Consider the following 22,391-nt stretch of genomic DNA (forward strand, 5'->3'; position numbering starts at 1 on the left):
CACATGAACGGGAGCGGCGGAAACCTACAGGATGATAACCGGGTTTCCACTGGCCTCCCGGGGCTTGATGATGTTCTTGACGGCCTAAGAATTGGCGACAATGTGGTCTGGAGAGTCAGCGATCTAGACGACTATCGCCGATTCGTTACTCCTTTTATTGAGTCTGCGGCGTCCGCCGGGCGCCGTATCATCTACCTCCGTTTCGGCCAACACCCGCCGTTGGTGTCCCAAAGTGCCAACATCCATGTCGAAAATGTCGACGCTCTGGGTGGTTTCGAGGCCTTTACCGGAAGAGTTTGGCGCCTAATTGAAGAACATGGCCGTGGCGCATTCTATGTATGCGATTGCCTGAGCGACCTCCTAGACGCCTGGGCCACCGACGCCATGGTCGGTAATTTTTTTAGGGTGGTCTGCCCCTTCCTCTTTGAGTTAGATACCGTCGCTTGGTTTGCCCTGCACCCGGATCGGCACTCCCGTACCACCTTGGATCGAATCCGACAGACCACTCAAGTTATGGTGGACGTTCACCGGCTAGGTGAGGACGTACAGATACAGCCGATCAAAGTCTGGTGTCGGCAATCCCCTACCATGTTTCTACCGCACACCGAGCACAAAGGCCGCTTTGTCCCGGTAGACGACAGCAGTAATGCCACCCGCCTTCAGGCAGGTCTGGAGCTTGCCCAGCTGCACCGCCAACCGCTGCTGGACTACTGGGACAGGCTGTTTATGCAAGTAGCCAGCGCACTTGAAGGTGGTGACCAAGAACACGTTGCAGATATTCAAAACCGCGTGCTGAATGTCCTGATTAGCCGGGATCCACGCATGCTGGATTTGGCTAGGAACTATCTTGGCCTTGAAGACCTACTGGCCATACGTGCCCGCATGGTTGGAAGCGGTTACATTGGTGGAAAAGCCGCTGGCATGCTGATAGCTCGCAGCATTCTGCTGACCGACAAGCCCGACATCTGGCAGGAATGTCTCGAGCCCCATGACTCCAGTTATCTGGGCTCAGATGCCTATTACGCCTTTCTCGTTCACAATGGTTTGTGGCCAGCGATCATGCGCCAGCGCTCTGCCGACGGTTACTTCAGCGAGGCTTCTGAACTACGCCAAGGTTTGCTTGCAGGCAGTTTCCCGCCAGAAATCCGTGCCGAACTGGAACGCCTGCTAGACCATTATGGCCAATACCCGATTCTGGTGCGCTCAAGCAGTCTGCAAGAAGATGGTTTCGGCAACGCATTTGCCGGTAAGTACGATAGCGTTTTTCTAGTCAATCAAGGTGCACCAGAACACCGCCTTGCTGCGCTTGAGGACGCTATTCGCAAGGTCTATGCATCCACCATGAGTAATGACGCTCTGGTCTACCGCAAACAACACGGGTTAGATCAGAAAGAAGAGCCTATGGCCCTGCTGATCCAACGAGTTAATGGCCGCTTCCATGGGCGCTACTATTTACCAGATGCTGCAGGTGTTGGTGTTTCTCGTAATACCTTTGCTTGGGACACTGACATGGACCCCGCCGCGGGCATGGTTCGCTTAGTCATGGGCTTAGGTACACGCGCTGTTGACCGAATTGAAGACGACCACGCCTGCGTTATGGCACTGGACTACCCGCTCCGTCAGCCCTTTCGAAATCAAGATGAGAGCTACAGGTTTTCACAACACCTTCTGGATGTTCTCGATCTACGGGAAGGAAAACTGTCTACACGCCCACTGAGCCAGCTTACCCAAGAGGTTTCAGACCTACCCCTCAGCCACCTGGGCGAAGTAGATCAGGCCGCCAGCCAGCGAGCAAGGGAGCTGAGTTTGCCTTCACCAGTATGGCGACTAACCTTCCAGCCTCTCGTACGCAATGGCCATTTCGTGGCTCGCCTTTCCAACCTACTGAACGCGCTGGAAGCTGGGTATAGCCACCCGGTCGATGTGGAGTTTACCCTGCATCTGAACAGTGTCGGTGAACCGACTTTTAACCTAGTGCAGTGCAGACCGCTGGCTACCATCGGTGAAGCCACCGCGACCGAAATACCCACGGAGATATCTAACCGGAATTTACTATTCCGTACAGTCGGACACTTCATGGGCGGTAACATAAACCTCGGAATCCAAAGAGTTATTCGGGTGAACGCGAGCGTTTACAGCCAACTAACCGTGAGCCAAAAATACGAGGTTGCCAGCCTTGTGGGCGAGCAAGTGCGCACAGAAAATGGCAAAACTATGCTCATAGGCCCTGGTCGCTGGGGAACAAGCAGCCCGGAACTGGGTGTACCAGTTCGCTTTGCAGACATCGCAGGCGTTGCAGCGCTGGTGGAGGTCGCGGAAATGGACGGCAATATGGTGCCAGACCTTTCTTACGGCTCACATTTTTTTCAGGATTTAGTCGAAGCCGGAATCGCCTACGTAGCACTTTTCCCCAATGGTCGGAACTGTGTTTATCAACCGGATCGGCTTGTCGACATAGGCGGGCACACACAAGAGATCACGCCTTTGGCCGCCATACAAAGCTTCGACCTGCGCGCAACACAGCTACAACTGACCGGCGATGTGGTCAGCCAAAATCTGGTTTGCTATTTCCAAGATTGATACCGGACAATTAACTCATGGAATGGCTCACTCACTCTCAAACCGGTTTCCGACAAGCTGCCCGCTACCTGCTCAGCATGCGCTTGGCCATTGTTGGTCTTCAGCTTGTTGCGATCGCGGTAGCAGAAACCATTGTAACCCTTGCCCACCGAGCGGAAGCCCTCATTCTTTGCTTGCTTTACGGCGTTCTCGCCACGCTGGGCTGGCTCTGGTTTACCCGCAGACCGCCACGCTCACCAACCAGTGTAAGTTTGGGCTTGGCCCTTGATCTGGCCCTGATTGGCGGATGGCTTTTTCTCACGGGCGGCTACACTAACCCGCTTGTTTCTTTATTGCTGCTACCTATCGCTGTAGCCATTATTCTGGTGCCTTTGAGCCAAAGCATTGCCCTGACTTTGGCAGGCATTGGCGTGTATACCGCTCTGGTTATTTGGCACTCGCCGATCACCGAGGGGCATCACGATGCCAATCTGGCACAGCTGCATCTGGCCGGGATGTGGGTCACTTTCGCGATGACGGCAGTGATTCTGCTGTTGGTTGTAGGTGCATTGGCAAGGCGCATACGCCAGCAACAGGCCCAGTTATCCAACATTCGTGAAACCCGGTTGCGAGATGAACAAGTCATTGCCCTAGGGCTTTCTGCGGCGGCTGTAGCTCACCGCCTTGGCACGCCGCTGAACACCATGACGCTGCTCGTTGATGAAATGCGCTCCGCGTTTCCAGACCCTGTTTTGGCGGAAGATCTTGCCCAAATGGAAAAACAGCTAGGGCTTTGCGGACAACACCTGCAGCAACTAACCAGTGCGGCAACTCAAGCAAAAACAGCCCAGCTGGAGAGCATCTCTGCCCATAAGTGGGTAACACGGCTGAGGGAATCAGCAACACTCTTATGGCCAGCGGCGCCCATTGATTGGCCAGCCAAGGTTCCCGACTGCCGGGTTGCGGTAGACGCCACTTTGGACCAAGCCATTCTGAATCTTCTTGCGAACGCGCTGACAGCCAGCCCATCGTGGGTGGCTGTCAGTGTGCGATGCGCCGAAAACAACCGGGTCGAAATGATAGTGGAAGACCATGGCGACGGGCTGGAAGAGGCTTTCCAAGACTCACTGGGTGAACAGATAGTGGGCTCGGAAAATGGTTTGGGGGTAGGGCTTTTCCTGTCCAACGCGACCATCCAGCGCTTGGGCGGCACCTTGAAGGCGCGCGTTGACCAACAGGGTACAACCATGATCATCGACCTGCCGGGAGTGGACACCGACAATGCGAGCTTAGGAGGCAGTAAGTGAACGCTAGCGAACAATGGCTGCTAATTGATGACGACGCTGCGTTTCTGGAGGTGCTTACACGGGCTTTAAGCCGCCAAGGGATTGAGGCCACGGGGGCCCAAACCCAAGCCGAAGCACTCAACGCATTGAACCAAAAGGCATTTCGAAACTGTGTGCTGGACTTGAACCTTGCTGGTGAGAGCGGCTTGCAACTGCTGCCCGAACTACTTGCTCTACAACCGAGTCTTAACGTGCTGGTACTCACCGGCTATGGCAGCATTGCCACGGCGGTCGAGGCTATGCGCCGGGGTGCTATCAATTATTTATGCAAACCGGTTACCGTCAGCCAGCTGTTGAACGGATTTGAAGCGCTAACAACAGTTCCGGGTCTGCGCCCCGAGCCGCCGTCGGTGGAAGAAATGGAGTGGGAGCACATTCAACGGGTGCTAAACGAACACGAGGGAAATGTGTCCGCCACTGCCAGAGCCTTGCACATGCACCGAAGGACCTTGCAACGCAAACTGCAGAAACACTCTCGTTGGCGCAATTGAACGATCAGACCCCTACTTGACGCACGTCAAATCGAGATCCCACAATCAGAGGTAACCTGAACGACTGCTTTCTAGATATGACCGCTGAACTGTCCGCGGAGGCGAAAATTGAACAATGCCAAATATAGAGGATCCAGTAAACAAAGTGCCCACCCCCAAGGTTGACTCCAAACGCTTGTCTCTGATCGCAAGCGCCAGCCGCAATTTGATTCTGATCCTTGACGCAGCAGGTACAATTGAGTGGGCAAACCCCAGCTTTCTTGGCTATACGGGGCACCAACTGAAAGATATCTTCGGCATTCGCCCCCCTGAACTGCTTCAAGGCCCCGCTACAGACACGAAAACGTTGACACGCATCGCCCGGGAACTGCACAGGGTAAAACAATTCGAAGAAGAAGTTTTGCTTTACACCCGCACCGGAGAGCCATTCTGGGTTCACGCCTACGGGCTGCCTATTGGTGAAGAACAAGGGGTGGCGCCGGGCTTCATCGTGATTATGAATAATATTTCGGATCACAAGCACAGCGAACGCGGCCTTCGTATTGCCGCCAGTGTGTTTGACCGAAGCCACGAGGCCATCATCATTTCCGATCAGAATAACCGCATACTTGATGTAAATCCGGCTTTCTCACGCATTACCGGGTACAGCCGTGCCGACGTTCTGGGCCTAAACCCCTCCATTCTCAGTTCGGGGCGCCACTCCCCGACCTATTACCGATCTATGTGGAAAAGCATTGAAGAGTTTGGGTTCTGGCGAGGGGAAATTTGGAACCGACGGAAAAACGGGGAAGAATTTGTGGAACTTCAGTCCATCAGCCGCATTCATCTGGACGATCACGGAAGCTATTACCATGTGGCCAACTTCACCGATATTACAGAGCTGAAGAACCACGCCAAAGACATAGATAGAGCGGCAAATTACGACGATCTCACTGGCTTGCCCAACTTGCAGCTGCTTAAAGAGCGATTGCGCCAAGCCCAGATACAGGCGGATATCCATCAAACAAGCCTGTCGGTGGGCTATATTGATCTGGATGGATTCAAGGCTATCAACGAAAACCTTGGAGTCGAGACAGGCGACAAAATTCTGCGCGTTCTTGCCAGCCGTCTGGCGCAAGGCCTGCGCAGCGGCGACACAGTGGCCCGGATAGGCGGCGATGAATTTGGCCTTATCCTGCAAAGCGATAACCATGACGCTATGTATGATCGGATACTGTCTACCATCAACGAGCCAGTGGATCTTGGCGGCGAAGCGGGATCAATCAGTATTACAGCAAGTCTCGGCATTACTCGCTATCCCACGGACAATGCAGATGCTGAAGGCTTAATTCGCCACGCAGATCAGGCCGTGTACGCAGCCAAAGATAAAGGTCGAAATTTACTGCACGTTTTTGACCCGCAACAGAACAAGCATCGCCAACAGAAACGCGCGCAACTCATAGAACTCAACCGTGCACTGGACAACAAGGAGTTTGAGCTCTACTTCCAGCCTCAAGTACGAATATCAGATTACAAAATCATTGGTTTTGAAGCACTTATTCGCTGGAACCATCCGTACAAAGGCCTGCTTTATCCCGACGCCTTCCTGCCAGCATTGGAAGCCAGCCATCTGGAAGTGCCTTTGGGCCGCTGGGTTCTTGAAGAGGCGGTTATTCAGATGGGTCTCTGGCACGATGCAGGTGAGGATTTATCTGTCAGTATAAACATCAGTGCTCGACACATGATGGACAGGAATTTTACACCCTACCTCGAAAACTATTTGCATAGACACCCGGCAATCAAGCCTGAACAGATAACTCTGGAAGTGCTGGAATCGACCTCACTGGATGACATAAAACGTGCCAGCGATGTGCTTGCCCGCTGCCAGAAACTGGGATTCCGCGTTGCTCTGGATGACTTCGGCACAGGCTTTTCGTCATTGTCCTACCTCAGCACTTTACCGATCGATCTGGTAAAGGTGGACAGAAGTTTTGTGATCAACATGCTCAATGACTCCAGTGACCGGGCAATCGTAGAGAGTGTGATTTTTATGGGCCAGCGGTTTCACCATCCCATTCTGGCGGAGGGTGTTGAATCTATGGATCATGCCCATGCTCTGCGGGATTTGGGATGCGAATATATGCAAGGCTACGGAGTTGGGCGACCGATGCCCGCCGGGGCTGTTCTGGAGTGGGTTCAGCAATGGCGCCAGAGCTATCCCGACTCGATGAGGCCAGCGCTCACAAGCACTGCAGGTTGGTAGCTGTAAGCACCCCGAACACCGATTTTCTATCGATAACGACGCTGATCCAAGGTTGTTAGCCGGTCCGGATGGAAAACCATCATGCCAGTAACGATCGTACCGTTCACAAAGCCCTCCGGTATCATGAACAGCGGCAAATACCGCAGATAATCATGAACCAGCTCCGAAAACTCATACACTCCGCTAAACCAGAGCATCAGGCACATCACCAGCCCTGCCGCAGCCACGGATATACCTGCCCCGAAAAAGCCGCAGAAAAAGATGTAAGCAAAGAAATTACTGAAATTCCGGTGACGTTCCCAAAGCATGATGCCATGGGTCACAAGGGCGGGAATCATAACGGTTACCAGCCCGTTGGCAGCAAACATGGTGACCGGTTCACGGCCGGTGACTACCGTGAGAATCAGGGCCAATAGCCCGGCGAAAACCGCCAGCCCCCAGCCAAGCATCAAGGTGACTGCGGTGATGCCAAAAATATGAATTGCGAGACCGGGGTAGATGCCAGCACGCAGCTGCCAAATAAAACCCAAAGCAACTGCAGCGCCAAAAAAGGAATGCTGAAGCACATTATCTGAGCGCAAAGTGTGCCAACGCACAGAACGTGCTGCTTGCAACAGGATAAGCAGAAACAGAAACAGCGTTACAAACCACTGCAGGGTTGATAGCAGATTGTCGGTCATGCCCATAATGAAAAGCGCTCTCTGAAACCCGTGACCGGCTACATGATAACGGTGTTACCTGCTCCGTAACCAATGATCTAGGTGATACGCAGCAAAAACCGGAACAGAGGCTTATCTAGGCGGCATCTTTTAATGGACTCTGGTTACCAGTGAGCGCCTGCCAGGCTTCGTATGTGCTGAGGAATACCTGCCCGCTCAGATGCGAGAGAAACTCTGTGCGCTTCAAGCGATCCATAACCGGCCCTTTCACTTCGGAAAGGTGTAGCCGAACCCGGGCATCCTTCAGTCGTTCATTTATGGCCTCCAGACTTTCTAGGGCCGATGCATCCACAAGATTAACCGCCGGGCACACCAGCACTAGGTCTTTCAGTTCCGGCTCGCAAGCAGCCAAATCCATCACCGCCTCTTCCAGAAAGCGGGCGTTCGCAAAATACAGGCTTTCATCAACCCGCAAAAAGGCGACTTTCGGGCACAGCTCAACCTTGTGCCTTAGAACATTCCGAAAGTGCTCCGTACCCGGAACTCTGCCAACAACCGCGCAGTGGGGCCGGCTCGTGCGGTACAGAAACAGCCCTATGGAAAGCAGCACCCCGGCAATAATGCCAGCCTCCACACTGTGCACAAGCGTCAACACAATAGTTGCCAGCATGGCGCCAAAATCAGTACGGGAATAGCGCCAGGTGCGGCCCAGTGCAGGCAAGTCAATCAGTGTTGCCACGGCAACAATAATGGTTGCAGCAAGCGTGGCTTGGGGCAAAAACGCAATGGCAGGCGTCAAAAACAAGGTTGCCAAGGCAATCCCGACAGCGGCATAGGCGCCCGCAGCTGGCGTTTCCGCACCCGCATCAAAGTTAACCACAGAGCGGGAAAATCCCCCGGTTACCGGCATACCACCGGAAAACCCCGCCCCCAAATTGGCCGCGCCTAGGCCGATCAATTCCTGATCCGGGTCGATTTTCTGGCGCCTTTTGGCCGCCAGGGTTTGTCCCACCGAAACCGACTCCACAAAACCCACCACGCTGATCAACAAGGCGCTGACGGTCAACTGCTGCCAAAGCCCCAAATCCATGGAGGGCATAATCAATTCAGGGAGTCCCGAAGGCACAACTCCGACCAACCGAACGCCTTGGGTATCAAGCTGGAGTAGCCAGGCAACCAGTGTGGTCACCACTATCGCGAGAATCGGTGCGGTTTTCGTGAGTATATCTGCCAGCCTCGAGCCCACGCCCAAACGGATTAATAGCGGCTTTAACTGCTTGCGGGCAAATACGAGGAACAACAGGGCTCCCGTGCCGATCAGCAGTGTTGGCAGATTGGTATCGCCCAAGGACCCAACCAGCGACTGACCGATGGTCAACAGATTTTGGCCAGACGCTTTTATGCCAAAAATATGCTTGAGCTGGCTGGCGGCGATCACTATTCCAGAGGCAGTAATAAAACCGGAGATCACCGGATGGCTTAGAAAATTCGCAAGAAACCCCAGCCGAAAGACGCCCATCAGGGTGAGCATCAGCCCAGACATCACGGCCAGCAGAATGGCTCCGGCAACGTATTCCGGGCTTCCCGCCTCAGCCAGAGGCGCCAAAGCAGCGGCGGTCATCAGGGAGACCACCGCCACCGGGCCCACTGACAGCGTGCGGCTTGTGCCAAAGAGTGCGTAGAGGATCAGGGGAAGAATGCTGGCATACAAACCTATATGCGCAGGCAAACCTGCCAGCAAAGCGTAAGCCAGAGATTGTGGAATCAGCATACCGGTTACGATAACCGCAGCCACCATGTCGCTGGTGGCTTGGCTGCGCCCATACCCAGGCGCCCAATGAAGAATCGGCAAATAGCGTTTGAAGTTCATTCCGTGCTCAGAACAAATTGACCGGAATCTTCAGGTACACCTGGCCGTTATCCTCTGCCGGCGGCATTTCACCCGCCCGCATGTTCACCTGCACCGACGGTAGAATCAGCCGGGGCATATCAAGGGTGGCATCGCGCTCGGTGCGCATCTTCACAAACTCATCTTCGCTGACGCCATCGTGTACGTGAATATTGGCTTCACGCTGCTCCGCCACGGTTGTCTGGTGCACATACTCGTCCCTGCCCGGGGCCTTGTAATCATGGCACAGGAAAATGCGGGTTTCGGAAGGCAACGACAGCACCTTGCGAATCGACTGGTAGAGCACACGGGCATCGCCACCGGGGAAATCGCATCGTGCAGTTCCATAGTCCGGCATAAACAACGTGTCGCCCACAAAAGCCGCGTCACCAATCACATAGGTTAGGCAGGCAGGCGTATGGCCCGGAGTGTGCATTACCTCGCACTCAAGACCGCCGATGGTGAACCTATCGCCTTCCCGAAATAGACGATCAAACTGGCTACCATCCCGGGCAAATTCTGTACCTGCGTTAAAGGCCTTACCAAAAATCTCCTGCACGTCCCGTATGTGGGCGCCAATGCCGGTTTTGCCGCCAAGTTTTTCATGGAGATAGGGCGCAGCAGACAAGTGGTCCGCATGAACGTGGGTTTCCAGAATCCACTCAACCTTTAAATCGTTGGCCCGAACGTACTCAATAATCTCATCGGCAGAACGCACATCGGTTGTGCCTGCGGCGTAGTCAAAATCAAGCACAGAATCAAGAATGGCGCAGGCCTGACTAGCAGGATCGCGAACCACATAACTGAAGGTATTGGTGGGTTCGTCAAAAAAATGCTGAACGATCGGGTTACTCACGACATTCACCTCCGTTGGGGTGGGCTCTTAGTGTTTGATTCTAAGGATATACCAAAACGGAATATAAGGTGAAATGCTCTTTTCTTATATGCGCGATACCCCTGATGCATCAACAATACAGTCGCGCCCTTCCTGCTTGGCGCAATAGAGGCGATCATCCGCCAACCGGATCAACGGATCTGGCGACGCAGGTATCGCATCCAGCTCTCCGATAGCAGCAATTCCCGCACTTACGGTTAGCGGCAAAATTTTATCTTCAAACATGAAGTCATGCTCGCGCACGGCACAGATAATGCGGCTTACGGTTAGGCGCACATCCGCCGGGCTTACACCACTGAACGCAACCACAAACTCTTCGCCACCAAACCTCGCCACAACATCTGTTGTTCGGGTTTGCTCCAGCAGAATCTCGGCAAACCTGCGCAGGCAACTATCACCTCCGAGGTGGCCGATGGTGTCATTGATGCTTTTAAAACGATCCAGATCGAACATGGCCAATGCAAAGGGCTCGCCATCACGGCGGGAGCGGCCCAGCATTTCGTCAAGCCGTGGCATTAGGTAGCGGCGATTATGCAGGCCTGTTAAGGGGTCCCGAATGGACTGGTTAAGAAGTTCGGTCTCAAGTCGGTTGCGTTCAAGCGCCCCCGAGAGCAGGCCCGATACGATGATGAGAAGATCAGCCTGATCTTCACGCCAAGTGCGATTACGCATGGAGTCCACACCGAAAAAACCGGTAACCAGACCTCGTACCCGAACCGGCACACAGAACATTGAGCAGACCCCCTGCTCTTCCAGCATTACACGCTCGGGGCCCGGCGGTATCTGCTCAATCTCTTCAACAAAAATAACCTTGTTACCACCCACCATCTCGTCAATCTTGCTTTGCCACCAATCGAACCCGTCAGTCGGCACATCACGCTGACTGTCAATAATCGTCGCTACGCCGGCCGAGCACCATTCGTGAGTGTTATCCATAACCCGATAATCCGGCGAAAACTCATACAAGTAGGCCCGGTCTACCTGAAAAAAATCGCCAATAGCTTCCAGTAGCTCATTAATGCATTGATCAATTGCGCCGAAGCTCAGGTTGATAAACTCGGTGGATAGTTTGGCAATCAACTTTTGAAAGTCAGCCTGAAAGGCAGACTCTGCCTCCCGCTCCCTAAGGGAGTGTTCAAGGTCTTTGTAATGTTGGATCTTATGAAACTGGCTATACCAGATTGTGCTGCCATCAGCTTGGCGTTCGGGCATGGCGCGGGCTTCAAACCATTCATAGTGCCCAGTCTGAACTTTCAAACGAGCCTGATAACTCCAAGGAGTGAGAACACGGGCAGATTCAGCAACACTTGCCCTGACATCGGACACCTCGTCTGGGTGAATTACGGCAAACAGAGCGTCAGCGCTCTCTCGAAGCACGCCAGGGTCGATGCCCAAAATGGCCTTCACCTGCTCACTGATGAACAGATACCGATGAGAACTGCCATCAGCACTCAACCAGTAAGTGCAGAGCACATCGGGAATAGAGGAAACCAATTTCCGCAGCGGAGGGTCGGTATCGGCTCCCAACTGACGCTGATTGAACTTTGCTGTCATGGGCCACTCATTTGCTAACCACGCATTCTCGCTCTTTCAAAAAAGTGTAGTTCACAGGGTCATACAGAGCTATTAAATCGGGAAAAACATCCAAGTCCGTGTTACCTTCCCGTGTCTCCTGCTAGCTGGCGCTTCATCGCCCGAGGGAACACTCTCTGCTAAACCGAGTCGCACATGCCCGTCAAACAAGACCCGTTATCCAATGAATGGCAAGCCTTCTGGCTGGCCGTTGGTTTTCTCACCCGCATTCCCATGCTGGCACGCATTGATTACTCCCAGAAACTGATGAACCAGTGCAGCATGTACTTTCCATTGGTAGGCCTGTTGCTGGGCGCCTTGTATGCAGGCTTATTTGCGCTCTTTAGTTTCGCTTGGGGCCCACTGGTATCTGTGCTTCTGGTATTGTGTTTTCACCTGTTTATTACCGGCGCCTTTCATGAAGACGGTCTTGCCGATAGCGTGGATGCACTGGGTGGCGGTTATACCGTTGAGAAACGCTTGGAGATCATGAAAGACAGCCGCATTGGCACCTACGGCACCGTTGCACTGGTAATGGCTCTGAGCCTGAAAGCGGCACTGCTGATGAGCGCCCAAAGCATCTGGCTTGCCCTGCTGGTAGCGCCTGCGGTTAGTAGGCTTACCCCCTTGCTTCTGATGGTATTTCTACCCTATGTAACCGACCCCAATAAAAGCAAAAGCAAGCCGGTGGCAGAGGGGTTTTCGCGCAATCGTTTATGGGTTAGCTGCGGCTTTACCGCTCTGGTCGCGGTGGTTTTCAGCCTGTGGTTACCGGGCATGTGGCTGGTGGCAGCCACTGCGGTTATTGTCGTAGCGCTGCTTTGGGGCTGGTATCTGCAGCGGCAGTTGGGCGGCTATACCGGTGATGCACTGGGGGCCAGTGTGGTGTTTTGTGAGTTGGTATTTTTGCTGGGGGTTTAGTTTATGGCCCGATAAATCTCCTAATCTACTGAATACGACAGAATGCGCGATAACTGGCTGTAGGGCAGGCCGGTTTCCAGATGCCAAGCGGTAAACGCCGCCTGCGCCTGCTGCAACCCTTTCTTGCTCATTGGCGAAGCATCCAAAAGTTTGGCGTGGCGTAGGCCGGAAACAACATCGTGGGACAGGATAAAGCCATCCCAGCCAACCCTACGCAAAAAATACTGCGCGCTGTTGCCTCCCAAGCGAGAGCCGTTGCGCTTTAGCCAAAGCAGCAACCCCACTTGGTCTTCCGAAGGCCACTGCTTCAAAAACGCCCCAAAGCTACCGTATTCCCGCGTCGCATCCATAATCATGCGGGCATTTTCCGGCACTGTGCGTATTTTCTGCATGTTGCGCACAATCCGCTCATCCCGGGCCAGCTCTTCTAAAACCTCCGGCGGCACTTGCTGCCAGTAGGCAGGCACAAAACCATGAAAAGCCGCCTCGAAACCCGGCCATTTGTTGTCTATCACTCGCCACACAAAGCCAGCGTTAAAGACACAGCGGGTGATTTCCGAGAGGTAGCGGTCGTCTGTTCGTTCCTCCAGCACTTTGGCTGGCGGCAGGTTAGGCAGCAGGGCGTTCAGCTCTTCGAGGCCGCCTTTGCGGGCGATGGCATGCTCATGGATATCTGAAAAACGCATAATGTCTCGTCTTTTAATGATTGATATATGTCCAAAAGTTAATGTCGTAATCGTATTAATAGTGACCTAACTCAATTCACTCCATGGTTTCTCGACTACCTTGGAGGCTAACGATCCGGAAATCGTGCTCACTCTTGGCTGGGTAAGAGCAAAAAGTTCACAGCCGGGATCGAGACCTTTCATTGGCCCTATATAGCTGTCGATGTGTATAAAGGAGAATCGCTGTGACTGATCATGATAACGCCTCAAAAGCCCCTTCTGATAAGTCGTTAGACACCCCACCGAACGACCCTGAACAGGATTTGGCAACGCGGTTCCCCACCGCCTACACCATTCTGTTTCTGCTGATCATCTTTGTTGCTGCCCTGACCTGGATTATACCTGCCGGCCAATACGACCGGGCAATGAACGAGGAAGTCGGGCGTGAAGTAGCCGTGCCCGGCACCTATCAGACGGTCGATCCCAACCCTCAGGGTTTTGTGGAAATAATGCTCGCGCCTACCGCCGGATTCTACGATCCAGACAGTTATGTGGCCAATGCCATTGATGTTGCCCTGTTCGTACTTTTCCTGGGTGGTTTCCTCGGCGTAATGAACGCTACCGGGGCCATTGATACCGGGATACGCAGCGCCATGCGACATCTCAAGGGCCATGAAATCTGGATGATCCCTATATTGATGACCCTGTTTGCTATTGGCGGCACAACCTATGGCATGGCTGAGGAGACTCTGGCTTTCTATGCCATTCTGATCCCGGTCATGATGGCCGCGGGGTACGATGCTGTAACCGGGGTCGCCATCATTCTGGTGGGCGCTGGAATTGGCGTGCTAGGCTCCACCATCAACCCGTTTGCCACAGTTATTGCTGCCAACGCTGCTCAAATCCCGTTTACTGACGGTATTGTGGTGCGCTTTATCCTACTAATTGGCGGTCTGCTGATTTGTTCTGCCTACGTTATGCGGTACGCCGTTCGTGTAAAAGCGGATCCATCCCGCTCTGCTGTCTCGAAGCAGTGGGAGGCGCATCGCAAGCTCTTTCTCGGCAAGCATGCCGATGAAATAGAAACATCTACTCTCACCAGAACACAGATTGTTGCGCTGGTGATCTTCGCAGCTACCTTCGTAGTCATGATATGGGGCGTATCGTCACAGGGCTGGTGGATGGCGCGCATGGGCGGGCTGTTTTTTGGCGCCGCCATTGTGATCGGCGTTATTGCCCGCCTTGGCGAGAAAAAGCTTACTGGCAGCTTTGTGGATGGCGCCAGAGATCTGTTGGGTGTTGCTCTAGTTGTGGGGCTTGCGCGCGGCATTGTAGTGATCATGGATCAGGGCATGATTGCCGACACCATTTTGCACAGTGCAGAAACATCCCTCGGCGGGCTGCCGGAACTGGCGTTTATCAACCTGATGTTCTGGATTGAGATAGGCATGAGCTTCTTTGTACCCTCTTCATCCGGGCTGGCGGTTCTGTCAATGCCGATTCTGGCGCCGCTTGCTGATTTCGCCAACGTGGGCCGCGACCTTGTCGTCACTGCCTTCCAGTCTGCCAACGGTCTAGTAAACCTGATCAACCCAACCTTTGCCGTAGTGGTCGGCGGCTTGGCAATTGGCCGTGTGTCCTACGACCGCTGGATAGCGTTTATTTGGCCGTTGCTTCTGATTCTTACCATTTTCATTTCGGTGGTTATCAGCGCAGCTGCACTCATTTAGTGGAGGATTAAAACATGTCTGAACATAAGCTTGGAGTACATTCAGAAACCGGAAAACTGCGGCAGGTGATTGTATGCCGCCCTGGTCTGGCACACCGAAGGCTAACCCCGTCTAACTGCGACGCCCTGTTGTTTGACGACGTTTTCTGGGTGAAGCAAGCCCAAAAAGATCACGATGTGTTTGCTAGCGTGATGCGGGAGCGGGGTGTTGAGGTTCTTGATGTTAACGAGTTGCTGGCCGAAACCTTGAACATTCCAGAAGCCCGAAAATGGATTCTGGATCATCGGATTACTTGGAACGACATAGGCGTGGGGATGATTTCTGATCTACGCGCTTGGATGGACGAGTTGCCAGGCATCAAACTATCGGAATACCTGATTGGCGGGCTTGAAGTGGGAGACCTGCCGTTCGACCCTACCGGGCTATTCGGCAATCACTTGGGCCACTACGGCTTCGTACTACCGCCGTTGCCCAACTACCTGTTCACACGGGACAACAGCGCCTGGATCTACGGCGGTGTAACTCTAAACCCCATGTACTGGGCTGCGCGCCAACCTGAAACCCTGTTGATGGCGGGCGTATATCGCTTCCACCCGAAATTTGCTGGCAAGGTGGACGTGCTCTGGGGTGATCCTACGAAAGACCATGGCCTTGCCACACTCGAAGGCGGCGATGTGATGCCCGTGGGCAATGGTGCTGTGCTTGTGGGTATGGGCGAGCGCTCATCGCCGCAGGCTGTAGGGCAACTGGCGAATGCTTTATTCGAAAGAGGCACGGCTGAACGGGTAATTGCCTGTCAGATCCCGAAATCCCGAACCGCCATGCACTTGGACACCATTTTCACATTCTGCGGCGGCAACGTTGTCACCGCGTTCAAAGAGGTCGCGGATGAAGTAGTCTGCTACGACCTCACTCCGGGAACCGGTGATAAGCACTTAGCTTTCCGTCAGGATTCCAGACCGTTGTTTGATGTGGTTGCAGAAGTACTCGGCTATCAATCTCTAGAAGTTGTCGCAACCGGTGGTAATGACCCCGCCGAACGTGAGCGGGAGCAATGGAACGATGGCAACAATGTGCTGGCGCTAAGCCCAGGCGTCGTTATCGGCTACGACCGCAACGACGACACCAACGCAGCATTGAAATCAGCAGGCATTGAAGTGCTGTCTATTCCCGGCGCCGAACTAGGCCGTGGCCGTGGCGGCGGGCGTTGCATGAGCTGCCCAACAATGCGTGACCCCATCTGACCAGAGAGGATAGAGATCATGGCGTTTAACTTGAAAAACCGTCACTTCCTGACCTTGCGGGATTTCTCTCCACAAGAGATAGGTTTTCTACTGAAGCTGTCTAAAGATCTTAAGGCAGCCAAATATGCCGGTACCGAGGTTCCTCAACTCAACGGCAAAGAACTTGCTTTGATCTTTGAAAAAAACTCAACTCGAACGCGAGTAGGTTTTGAGGTGGCCGCTTACGATCAGGGAGCTCGTGTTACCTATCTTGGTCCCACAGGTACCCATATCGGTCACAAGGAGTCTGTGAAAGATACAGCGAGGGTGTTGGGGCGAGTCTACGATGCCATTGAGTATCGTGGTTTTGGCCAAAAAATTGTTGAAGAACTCGCAGAGTATGCCGGAGTTCCGGTTTACAACGGCCTGACCGATGAGTTCCACCCCACGCAGATCCTTGCCGACTTCCTGACCATGCAAGAGCACGTTGAGAAGCCCTTGCATGAGGTGGCCTATGTTTATGTTGGAGATGCCGCAAACAATATGGGTGACAGCTTGTTGATCGGCGGCGCGAAAATGGGAATGGACGTGCGGTTGTGCGCACCAAAAGCCTGCTGGCCGAACCAGAGCATCATAGATGAAGCCCATGCCCTCGGCCAAGAAACCGGTGCCCGAATCACGATTACTGAAGATTTGGATGCCGCTGTTGCTGGCGTAGATTTTGTCTACACCGATGTGTGGGTCTCCATGGGTGAGCCCAAGGAGAAGTGGGGCGAACGCATCAAGCTGTTAATGCCCTATCAGGTAAACGCCGCTCTGATGGAAAAAACCGGCAACCCGCGAGCCCGCTTCATGCATTGCCTGCCCGCGTTCCACAACACCGAAACCACTGTGGGCAAGGAAATAGAGGCCGAGTTCGGCATTACCGCCATGGAGGTGACGGATGAAGTTTTCGAAAGCCCCGCCTCCATCGTATTCGATCAGGCTGAAAACCGCATGCACACCATCAAGGCGGTGCTGGTCGCCACACTCGGGGCCTGACGCTGGCTCGAATTGCTGACAAAGGATGCACAGTATGCTGATTGTTGCAGCTCTGGGCGGCAATGCCCTGTTGAAGCGCGGCGAGCCACTGACAGCGGAAGCCCAACGCATCAATGTAAAAATCGCCGCAAAATCACTGGCCAAACTGGTACAGGCCGGTCATGAGTTGGTGATTACCCACGGCAACGGCCCCCAGGTGGGGCTGCTGGCTTTGCAGGGTGCTGCGTACAAGCCTGAGGAAGCCTACCCGCTGGATGTGCTGGGCGCAGAAACCGGCGGCATGATCGGTTATATGATTGAGCAGGAGATGGAAAACGCTCTGGGTCACGACCGCCCGGTGGCAACACTTCTTACACAGGTGGTTGTCGACCGGGACGATCCTGCCTTCAAAAACCCCACCAAATTTATCGGCCCGGTCTATGATAAAGCTGAAGCTGAATCCCGTGCCGCGGCTGCAGGCTGGCACATTGCAGCCGACGGTGACAAGTGGCGCAGAGTAGTAGCCTCGCCTGCGCCCAGAGAGATACCCGATATGCGGGTATTGAAGTTACTGCTGGATCAGGGTGTAGTCATTATCTGTACCGGCGGTGGTGGCATACCAGTGCTGCGCCGTAACGACGGCAGTATGACCGGTGTGGAAGCCGTGATCGACAAGGACGCTGCCAGCGCTTTGCTGGCACGGGAGCTGAAGGCCGATGCCTTGCTGCTGCTAACCGATGTGGACGCGGTTTATCGTGATTTCGGGACGCCCACAGCCGCACCTGTTCGCAGCGTAACCCCCGAACAGGGCAGAACACTGGACGTCCCAGCCGGTTCCATGGGGCCGAAGGTGGTAGCGGCCTGTGATTTTGCAGACACCGGTGGCATCAGCGGCATTGGCCGGCTGGAAGATGCGCTGGACATTCTGAATGGGCGTGCCGGAACACTCATCACTAAAGACGCGACCAATCACTCTTAATTGCTCGGGCTTGCTATTCATGTCGAATCAGATCGTTGATGTTGGGCAGATAGTGGGAATTCGCGGCGGTGTTGTCGATGTAAAGTTTCCGGCAACCTCGCCCCGTATTCAGGATCTGGTTCACGCTGGCAATCTGGCCATGGAGGTTACCTCTCTCCTTGAGAATGGCGCCGTGCGCTGCATGGCGCTGGCACCCGTACGTGGGCTGGGTTTGGGAATGCCGGTGCAGGCCACCGGTGCGCCCATTCAGGTTCCGGTGGGCGATACGGTGCTCGGGCGCATGCTCAACGTGTTTGGCGAACCCATCGACAACAAGCCCGCTCCTGCCGCCACTGAGCGGCGATCCATTCACCAGCCGCCACCGGCGCTGGAAGACCGCGTTATCCACAGCAACATTCTGGAAACCGGCATCAAAGCCATCGATTTGTTGTCCCCCATTGAGCGCGGTGGCAAAACCGGCCTGTTCGGCGGTGCCGGCGTAGGTAAAACCGTGCTGATTACCGAACTGATCAACAACACGGTTCAACATTATCAGGGCGTAAGCCTGTTCTGCGGCATTGGCGAGCGCTCGCGGGAAGCGGAAGAGCTTTACCGGGAGATGGGCGATGCCGGTGTGCGGGATAAAACCGTGATGCTGTTCGGGCAGATGAACGAAGCCCCGGGTGTGCGGTTTCTGATAGGCAAAACCGCGCTCACCATGGCGGAGTACTTCCGCGACGTGCAGAAACAGGATGTGCTGCTACTCATCGATAATATTTTCCGCTTTGTGCAGGCGGGCTCGGAAGTCTCCGGCCTGATGGGTCGCATGCCCTCCCGGGTGGGCTACCAGCCCACGTTGGCTACCGAACTGGCAACGTTGCAGGAGCGCATCACATCCACACGCAATGGTGCCATCACCTCAATCCAGGCGGTTTATGTGCCTGCTGATGACTTCACCGACCCGGCCGCGGCGCACATTTTCTCGCACCTTTCCGCCTCGGTGGTGCTGTCGCGCAAGCGTGCCAGTGAGGGCCTTTACCCGGCGGTGGACCCCCTCGGTTCTGCCTCGGTTATGCTGACTCCGGCCATCGTTGGCCAGCGCCATTACGACATTGCCCGGGCGGTAAGGCGCACCCTGACCGAGTACGAAGACCTGCGCGACATTATTGCCATGCTGGGCATGGAAGAGCTCTCAGCCGCCGACCGGGCCACCGTGGCGCGGGCGCGGCGGCTTGAGCGTTTTCTCACACAACCGTTTTTCACCGTCGGCGCACTGACCGGCGACAGCGGCAGGCGCGTGTCCATCAAGGACACTCTGGACGGTTGCGAAACCATCCTGAACCAGAGCGAGTTTCACGATAACGAAACTGACTACTACATGATTGGCTCCCTGAAGGATCTGGAGAAAAAGTCATGAGCCTTGCCGAATCCATGCAGGTAACACTGCGCCTGCCCACCCGAACCCTGTTCGAAGGTAGCGTACAGCGGCTATTCGCCACCGCGCAAAACGGTGCTTTCGGCATGCTCCCGAACCATACGGATTTTGTGACGGCACTGGTGCCCTCGGTGCTTATTCTCACTTCGGCCGACGGTACCGAAGCTTTCTTTGGCGTAGATGAGGGCGTCCTGATGAAAAAAGGCCATCGGGTAGACATCGCCATACGTCGCGGCGTTCAAGGCAAGGATCTAGAATCCTTGAACGAAACCATTCAGGCTGCGTTTATCGAAGTGGATGAGGAAGAACGGGTTGCACGCTCGGCTTTGTCCCGGCTGGAAGCAGGCATAGTGCGGCGGTTTGGCGACTTACGGAAACCCACAGTATGAGCCAGAAAAATGATCGCTCAGCGGAGGACATACGGCGCAGTGCCGAGCGCATGAAGCGCGCAAGGGATGAGCCCGGCGTCAGCCCCCTGCGCGGGCTTGGTGCCTTCGGAATCATCGGCTGGTCGATTGCAGTGCCCACCGTGGGGGGCGCTTTCCTGGGGCTGTGGCTGAACGACGTAGCACCACAGAACTTTTCCTGGCCCATTGCCCTGATTCTGGGTGGCGTGGTTGCAGGAGGCATCATTGCCTGGAGCTGGATCGAACGGGAAGGGCCAGACCGCAAGGGAGACAAACGTTGGTAATTGTAGATTGGCCAGCGGTATTGCTGGGGTTTTCATTTGGTTTACCCGTCAGTGCGCTGTTCTTCATAGGGCTGGCCTGGGGTATGCGACGCGCCCTGGGCTCTGACCGGCCCGGCCTCTGGCTGATGGCCAGCTCGTTTTGCCGGATTGCAATGCTGCTTGGTGTTGGTTTTCTGGTAACGGCTTACGCTGACAGTAACTGGGCCATCGCCGGCTACGCATTGGCGTTTTTCCTGGCACGGCTGGTGGCCGTGCTCTGGGCCAGAATCAGCAAGGCACCCGCAACGGCTACACAGGAGGGCGCATAATGCAGCTTACCCCGGATGACATTATCGTTTTTACGCTGGCCGGCTGGGAGGTTAACGCCACCATCGTTAACACCTGGATTGTGATGGCGTTGCTGGTGGGTATTTCCATGCTGATTACCCGCAACCTCCGGCCAGATGTACCGCCCAATCGCTGGCGCACCTCGCTGGAAGTGATCGTAAAGCTGATTCAAGGCCAGATCGAAGAGGTAACCCGGAACTCCGCACGCCACGTGATGTACTTTGCCGGCACCCTGTTCCTGTTCATCGCTTTATCAAACCTGATGCTGGTGGTACCCGGGTTTTCACCGCCCACATCGTCGCTATCCACCACAGCGGCACTGGCCTTGTCTGTGCTGGTGGCGGTACCGGTATTCGGCATAGCCAGTGGAGGCGTAGGGCATTATCTCAAAACCTTTATCGAGCCCTCGGTCATCATGTTGCCATTCAACATCATCGGCGAGTTCTCCCGGGGCATCTCACTGGCCATCCGTCTTTACGGCAACGTAATGAGCGGGGCGGTTATTGCGGCCATCCTGCTTACCGTCGCGCCGTTTTTCTTCCCGGTGGTCATGGACATGCTTGGCTTGTTAACCGGCATGATTCAGGCCTATATATTCGCCATTCTTGCTACCGTTTACATTTCATCTGCCACGGCAGAACCAGACGCTCCAGCGCTCAAAAAAGAGGATAAGTCATGACCGATCTCGCCATTATTGCGGCCATTTCGATATTTACCGCGGGTTTTACCATTGCCATCGGCGCCATTGGCCCAGCACTGGGTGAAGGGCGAGCCGCCGCCGCTGCGATTGCCGCCATTGCACAGCAACCGGATGCAGCGCCAACTCTGTCACGAACCCTGTTCGTGAGCCTGGCGATGATTGAATCTACCGCCATCTACTGCTTTGTGGTGGCTATGATTCTTATTTTTGCCAACCCGTTCTGGGATGCCATGCAGGTTGCCGCAGGAGGCTAGAGCCGATCATGTCCATTGACTGGATTACCGTTATCGCGCAGATCGCCAACTTTCTGGTGCTGGTGTGGCTGCTGAAGCGCTTTCTCTACCGCCCGATTCTTGATGGCATAGATGCCCGTGAGGCTGAAATAAAGCGCCGCATGGCAGAGGCAGGAGAGGCCGAGAAAAAGGCCCAGGCTGCCGAAGCGGAATTCCGCCAGCAGCAAAAACAGCTGTTGTCGGATCAGGATGCTGTGGTCAAACAGGCCCTGAGGGAATCGGAAGATCAGCGCGACAGCCTGCTGGCCGAAGCTCGCGCCAAGCTGGAGCAGGAACAGCAAGACTGGCACAAGCACCTTGAGCGTGAACGCCAGAAGTTCACCGCACAGCTGCAGCGTACCGGCGAAGAAACCCTGCTGGAGCTGACCCGCAAAGCACTGCGGGATCTTGCGGATGAATCCCTGGAAGAGGCTATCGTTCGCCATGTAAGCGCGCGTTTGCGGCCTATTGCTGGCGAACTCTCGGATGCTGCCGGCGACAGCAAGGAGGCGGTAGCAACCACACGCAACACCTTGCCCGAAGCGGCACAGGCGCTGCTGCTTGCTGACGTTAAAAGCTTGCTACCAGGCATAAACCTGCGCTTTGAAAGCGACCCGCAACAGTCGCCAGGCCTGGTTCTGCGGGTTGGCGGCGCACAGGTAGCCTGGACTGTGGACAGCTATACCGAAGAATTTGATGCGCTGCTAAACGAGCGCATGGCTGCGGGTGCTTCCGGGCGCATTCAGCCGACGGGCACATAAACCCGGTCGTGAATAATAAAGGAAAGATTAATCGCT

21 protein-coding genes are annotated in these 22,391 nt (G+C 54.8%); 16 read left to right on the plus strand and 5 right to left on the minus strand.

Annotated features, from left to right (window positions below; translation table 11 throughout):
- Positions 1 to 3 precede the first annotated feature (3 nt).
- From FE845_RS08140 to FE845_RS08155, 4 genes are all read left to right on the plus strand, one after another.
- Complete coding sequence (locus FE845_RS08140) at positions 4 to 2,580, plus strand: PEP/pyruvate-binding domain-containing protein (RefSeq protein WP_200363297.1); 2,577 nt, start codon at positions 4 to 6, stop codon at positions 2,578 to 2,580.
- 17 nt (positions 2,581 to 2,597) lie between these two features.
- Entirely contained in the window at positions 2,598 to 3,866 is a 1,269-nt protein-coding gene (locus FE845_RS08145; protein WP_200363299.1) for a sensor histidine kinase, read from the plus strand.
- Positions 3,863 to 4,396, plus strand: coding sequence for a response regulator transcription factor (locus FE845_RS08150; RefSeq protein ID WP_200363301.1), 534 nt, complete (start codon positions 3,863 to 3,865; stop codon positions 4,394 to 4,396). The genes FE845_RS08145 and FE845_RS08150 overlap by 4 nt, the downstream gene beginning before the upstream one ends.
- Before the next feature lie 115 nt (positions 4,397 to 4,511).
- Positions 4,512 to 6,638 (plus strand): putative bifunctional diguanylate cyclase/phosphodiesterase, encoded by a 2,127-nt coding sequence (locus tag FE845_RS08155; RefSeq protein WP_200363304.1) that lies wholly within the window; start codon positions 4,512 to 4,514, stop codon positions 6,636 to 6,638.
- 26 nt (positions 6,639 to 6,664) lie between these two features.
- Here the strand turns inward: FE845_RS08155 and FE845_RS08160 are convergent, their stop codons facing one another.
- From FE845_RS08160 to FE845_RS08175, 4 genes are all read right to left on the minus strand, one after another.
- The gene (locus FE845_RS08160) at positions 6,665 to 7,324 is read right to left on the minus strand and encodes an energy-coupling factor ABC transporter permease (protein ID WP_200363307.1); all 660 of its coding nucleotides are present in this window, start codon (positions 7,322 to 7,324) and stop codon (positions 6,665 to 6,667) included.
- 109 nt (positions 7,325 to 7,433) lie between these two features.
- The gene (locus tag FE845_RS08165) at positions 7,434 to 9,167 is read right to left on the minus strand and encodes a SulP family inorganic anion transporter (protein WP_200363309.1); all 1,734 of its coding nucleotides are present in this window, start codon (positions 9,165 to 9,167) and stop codon (positions 7,434 to 7,436) included.
- 7 nt (positions 9,168 to 9,174) lie between these two features.
- The gene (locus FE845_RS08170) at positions 9,175 to 10,041 is read right to left on the minus strand and encodes an MBL fold metallo-hydrolase (RefSeq protein ID WP_200363311.1); all 867 of its coding nucleotides are present in this window, start codon (positions 10,039 to 10,041) and stop codon (positions 9,175 to 9,177) included.
- An 84-nt stretch (positions 10,042 to 10,125) separates the two neighbouring features.
- Positions 10,126 to 11,634: a sensor domain-containing diguanylate cyclase gene (locus tag FE845_RS08175; protein ID WP_200363313.1), complete on the minus strand. Its 1,509-nt coding sequence runs from the start codon at positions 11,632 to 11,634 to the stop codon at positions 10,126 to 10,128.
- Positions 11,635 to 11,808: 174 nt separating this feature from the next.
- Here FE845_RS08175 and cobS point away from each other — a divergent pair, with 174 nt between their 5' ends.
- Positions 11,809 to 12,573 carry an adenosylcobinamide-GDP ribazoletransferase gene (gene cobS, locus FE845_RS08180; RefSeq protein ID WP_200363316.1) on the plus strand — a complete coding sequence of 255 codons (765 nt, stop codon included), beginning with the start codon at positions 11,809 to 11,811 and terminating at the stop codon, positions 12,571 to 12,573.
- Between the two features lie 20 nt (positions 12,574 to 12,593).
- On the opposite strand, the gene FE845_RS08185 is transcribed toward cobS, so the two are convergent.
- Complete coding sequence (locus FE845_RS08185; protein ID WP_200363318.1) at positions 12,594 to 13,259, minus strand: DNA-3-methyladenine glycosylase I; 666 nt, start codon at positions 13,257 to 13,259, stop codon at positions 12,594 to 12,596.
- A gap of 224 nt (positions 13,260 to 13,483) precedes the next feature.
- Between FE845_RS08185 and FE845_RS08190 the strand changes: the two genes are divergently transcribed.
- Genes FE845_RS08190 through FE845_RS08240 form a run of 11 tightly spaced genes read left to right on the plus strand, consistent with a single transcriptional unit; the run spans position 13,484 to position 22,355 of the window.
- Positions 13,484 to 14,968, plus strand: a complete 1,485-nt coding sequence (locus FE845_RS08190) for a YfcC family protein (RefSeq protein ID WP_320159676.1) — start codon at positions 13,484 to 13,486, stop codon at positions 14,966 to 14,968.
- A 14-nt stretch (positions 14,969 to 14,982) separates the two neighbouring features.
- Entirely contained in the window at positions 14,983 to 16,212 is a 1,230-nt protein-coding gene (locus FE845_RS08195; RefSeq protein WP_200363320.1) for an arginine deiminase, read from the plus strand.
- An 18-nt stretch (positions 16,213 to 16,230) separates the two neighbouring features.
- Entirely contained in the window at positions 16,231 to 17,232 is a 1,002-nt protein-coding gene (locus tag FE845_RS08200; RefSeq protein ID WP_200363322.1) for an ornithine carbamoyltransferase, read from the plus strand.
- Between the two features lie 34 nt (positions 17,233 to 17,266).
- Positions 17,267 to 18,190 carry a carbamate kinase gene (gene arcC / locus FE845_RS08205; protein ID WP_200363325.1) on the plus strand — a complete coding sequence of 308 codons (924 nt, stop codon included), beginning with the start codon at positions 17,267 to 17,269 and terminating at the stop codon, positions 18,188 to 18,190.
- Between the two features lie 19 nt (positions 18,191 to 18,209).
- Entirely contained in the window at positions 18,210 to 19,586 is a 1,377-nt protein-coding gene (atpD, locus tag FE845_RS08210) for a F0F1 ATP synthase subunit beta (protein WP_200363327.1), read from the plus strand.
- Entirely contained in the window at positions 19,583 to 19,993 is a 411-nt protein-coding gene (locus tag FE845_RS08215; protein WP_200363329.1) for an ATPase, read from the plus strand. The genes atpD and FE845_RS08215 overlap by 4 nt, the downstream gene beginning before the upstream one ends.
- Positions 19,990 to 20,295 (plus strand): AtpZ/AtpI family protein, encoded by a 306-nt coding sequence (locus FE845_RS08220; protein ID WP_200363331.1) that lies wholly within the window; start codon positions 19,990 to 19,992, stop codon positions 20,293 to 20,295. The genes FE845_RS08215 and FE845_RS08220 overlap by 4 nt, the downstream gene beginning before the upstream one ends.
- Positions 20,289 to 20,603, plus strand: coding sequence for an ATP synthase subunit I (locus tag FE845_RS08225; protein WP_200363333.1), 315 nt, complete (start codon positions 20,289 to 20,291; stop codon positions 20,601 to 20,603). Before FE845_RS08220 ends, FE845_RS08225 begins: the two co-directional genes overlap by 7 nt.
- Complete coding sequence (locus tag FE845_RS08230; protein ID WP_200363335.1) at positions 20,603 to 21,301, plus strand: F0F1 ATP synthase subunit A; 699 nt, start codon at positions 20,603 to 20,605, stop codon at positions 21,299 to 21,301. Before FE845_RS08225 ends, FE845_RS08230 begins: the two co-directional genes overlap by 1 nt.
- Positions 21,298 to 21,576, plus strand: a complete 279-nt coding sequence (locus tag FE845_RS08235) for a F0F1 ATP synthase subunit C (RefSeq protein ID WP_200201421.1) — start codon at positions 21,298 to 21,300, stop codon at positions 21,574 to 21,576. The genes FE845_RS08230 and FE845_RS08235 overlap by 4 nt, the downstream gene beginning before the upstream one ends.
- An 8-nt stretch (positions 21,577 to 21,584) precedes the next feature.
- Positions 21,585 to 22,355: a F0F1 ATP synthase subunit B gene (locus FE845_RS08240; protein WP_200363337.1), complete on the plus strand. Its 771-nt coding sequence runs from the start codon at positions 21,585 to 21,587 to the stop codon at positions 22,353 to 22,355.
- Positions 22,356 to 22,391: the final 36 nt, after the last annotated feature.

The organism is Marinobacter sp. 1-4A (assembly GCF_016597725.1).
Lineage (GTDB): Bacteria > Pseudomonadota > Gammaproteobacteria > Pseudomonadales > Oleiphilaceae > Marinobacter.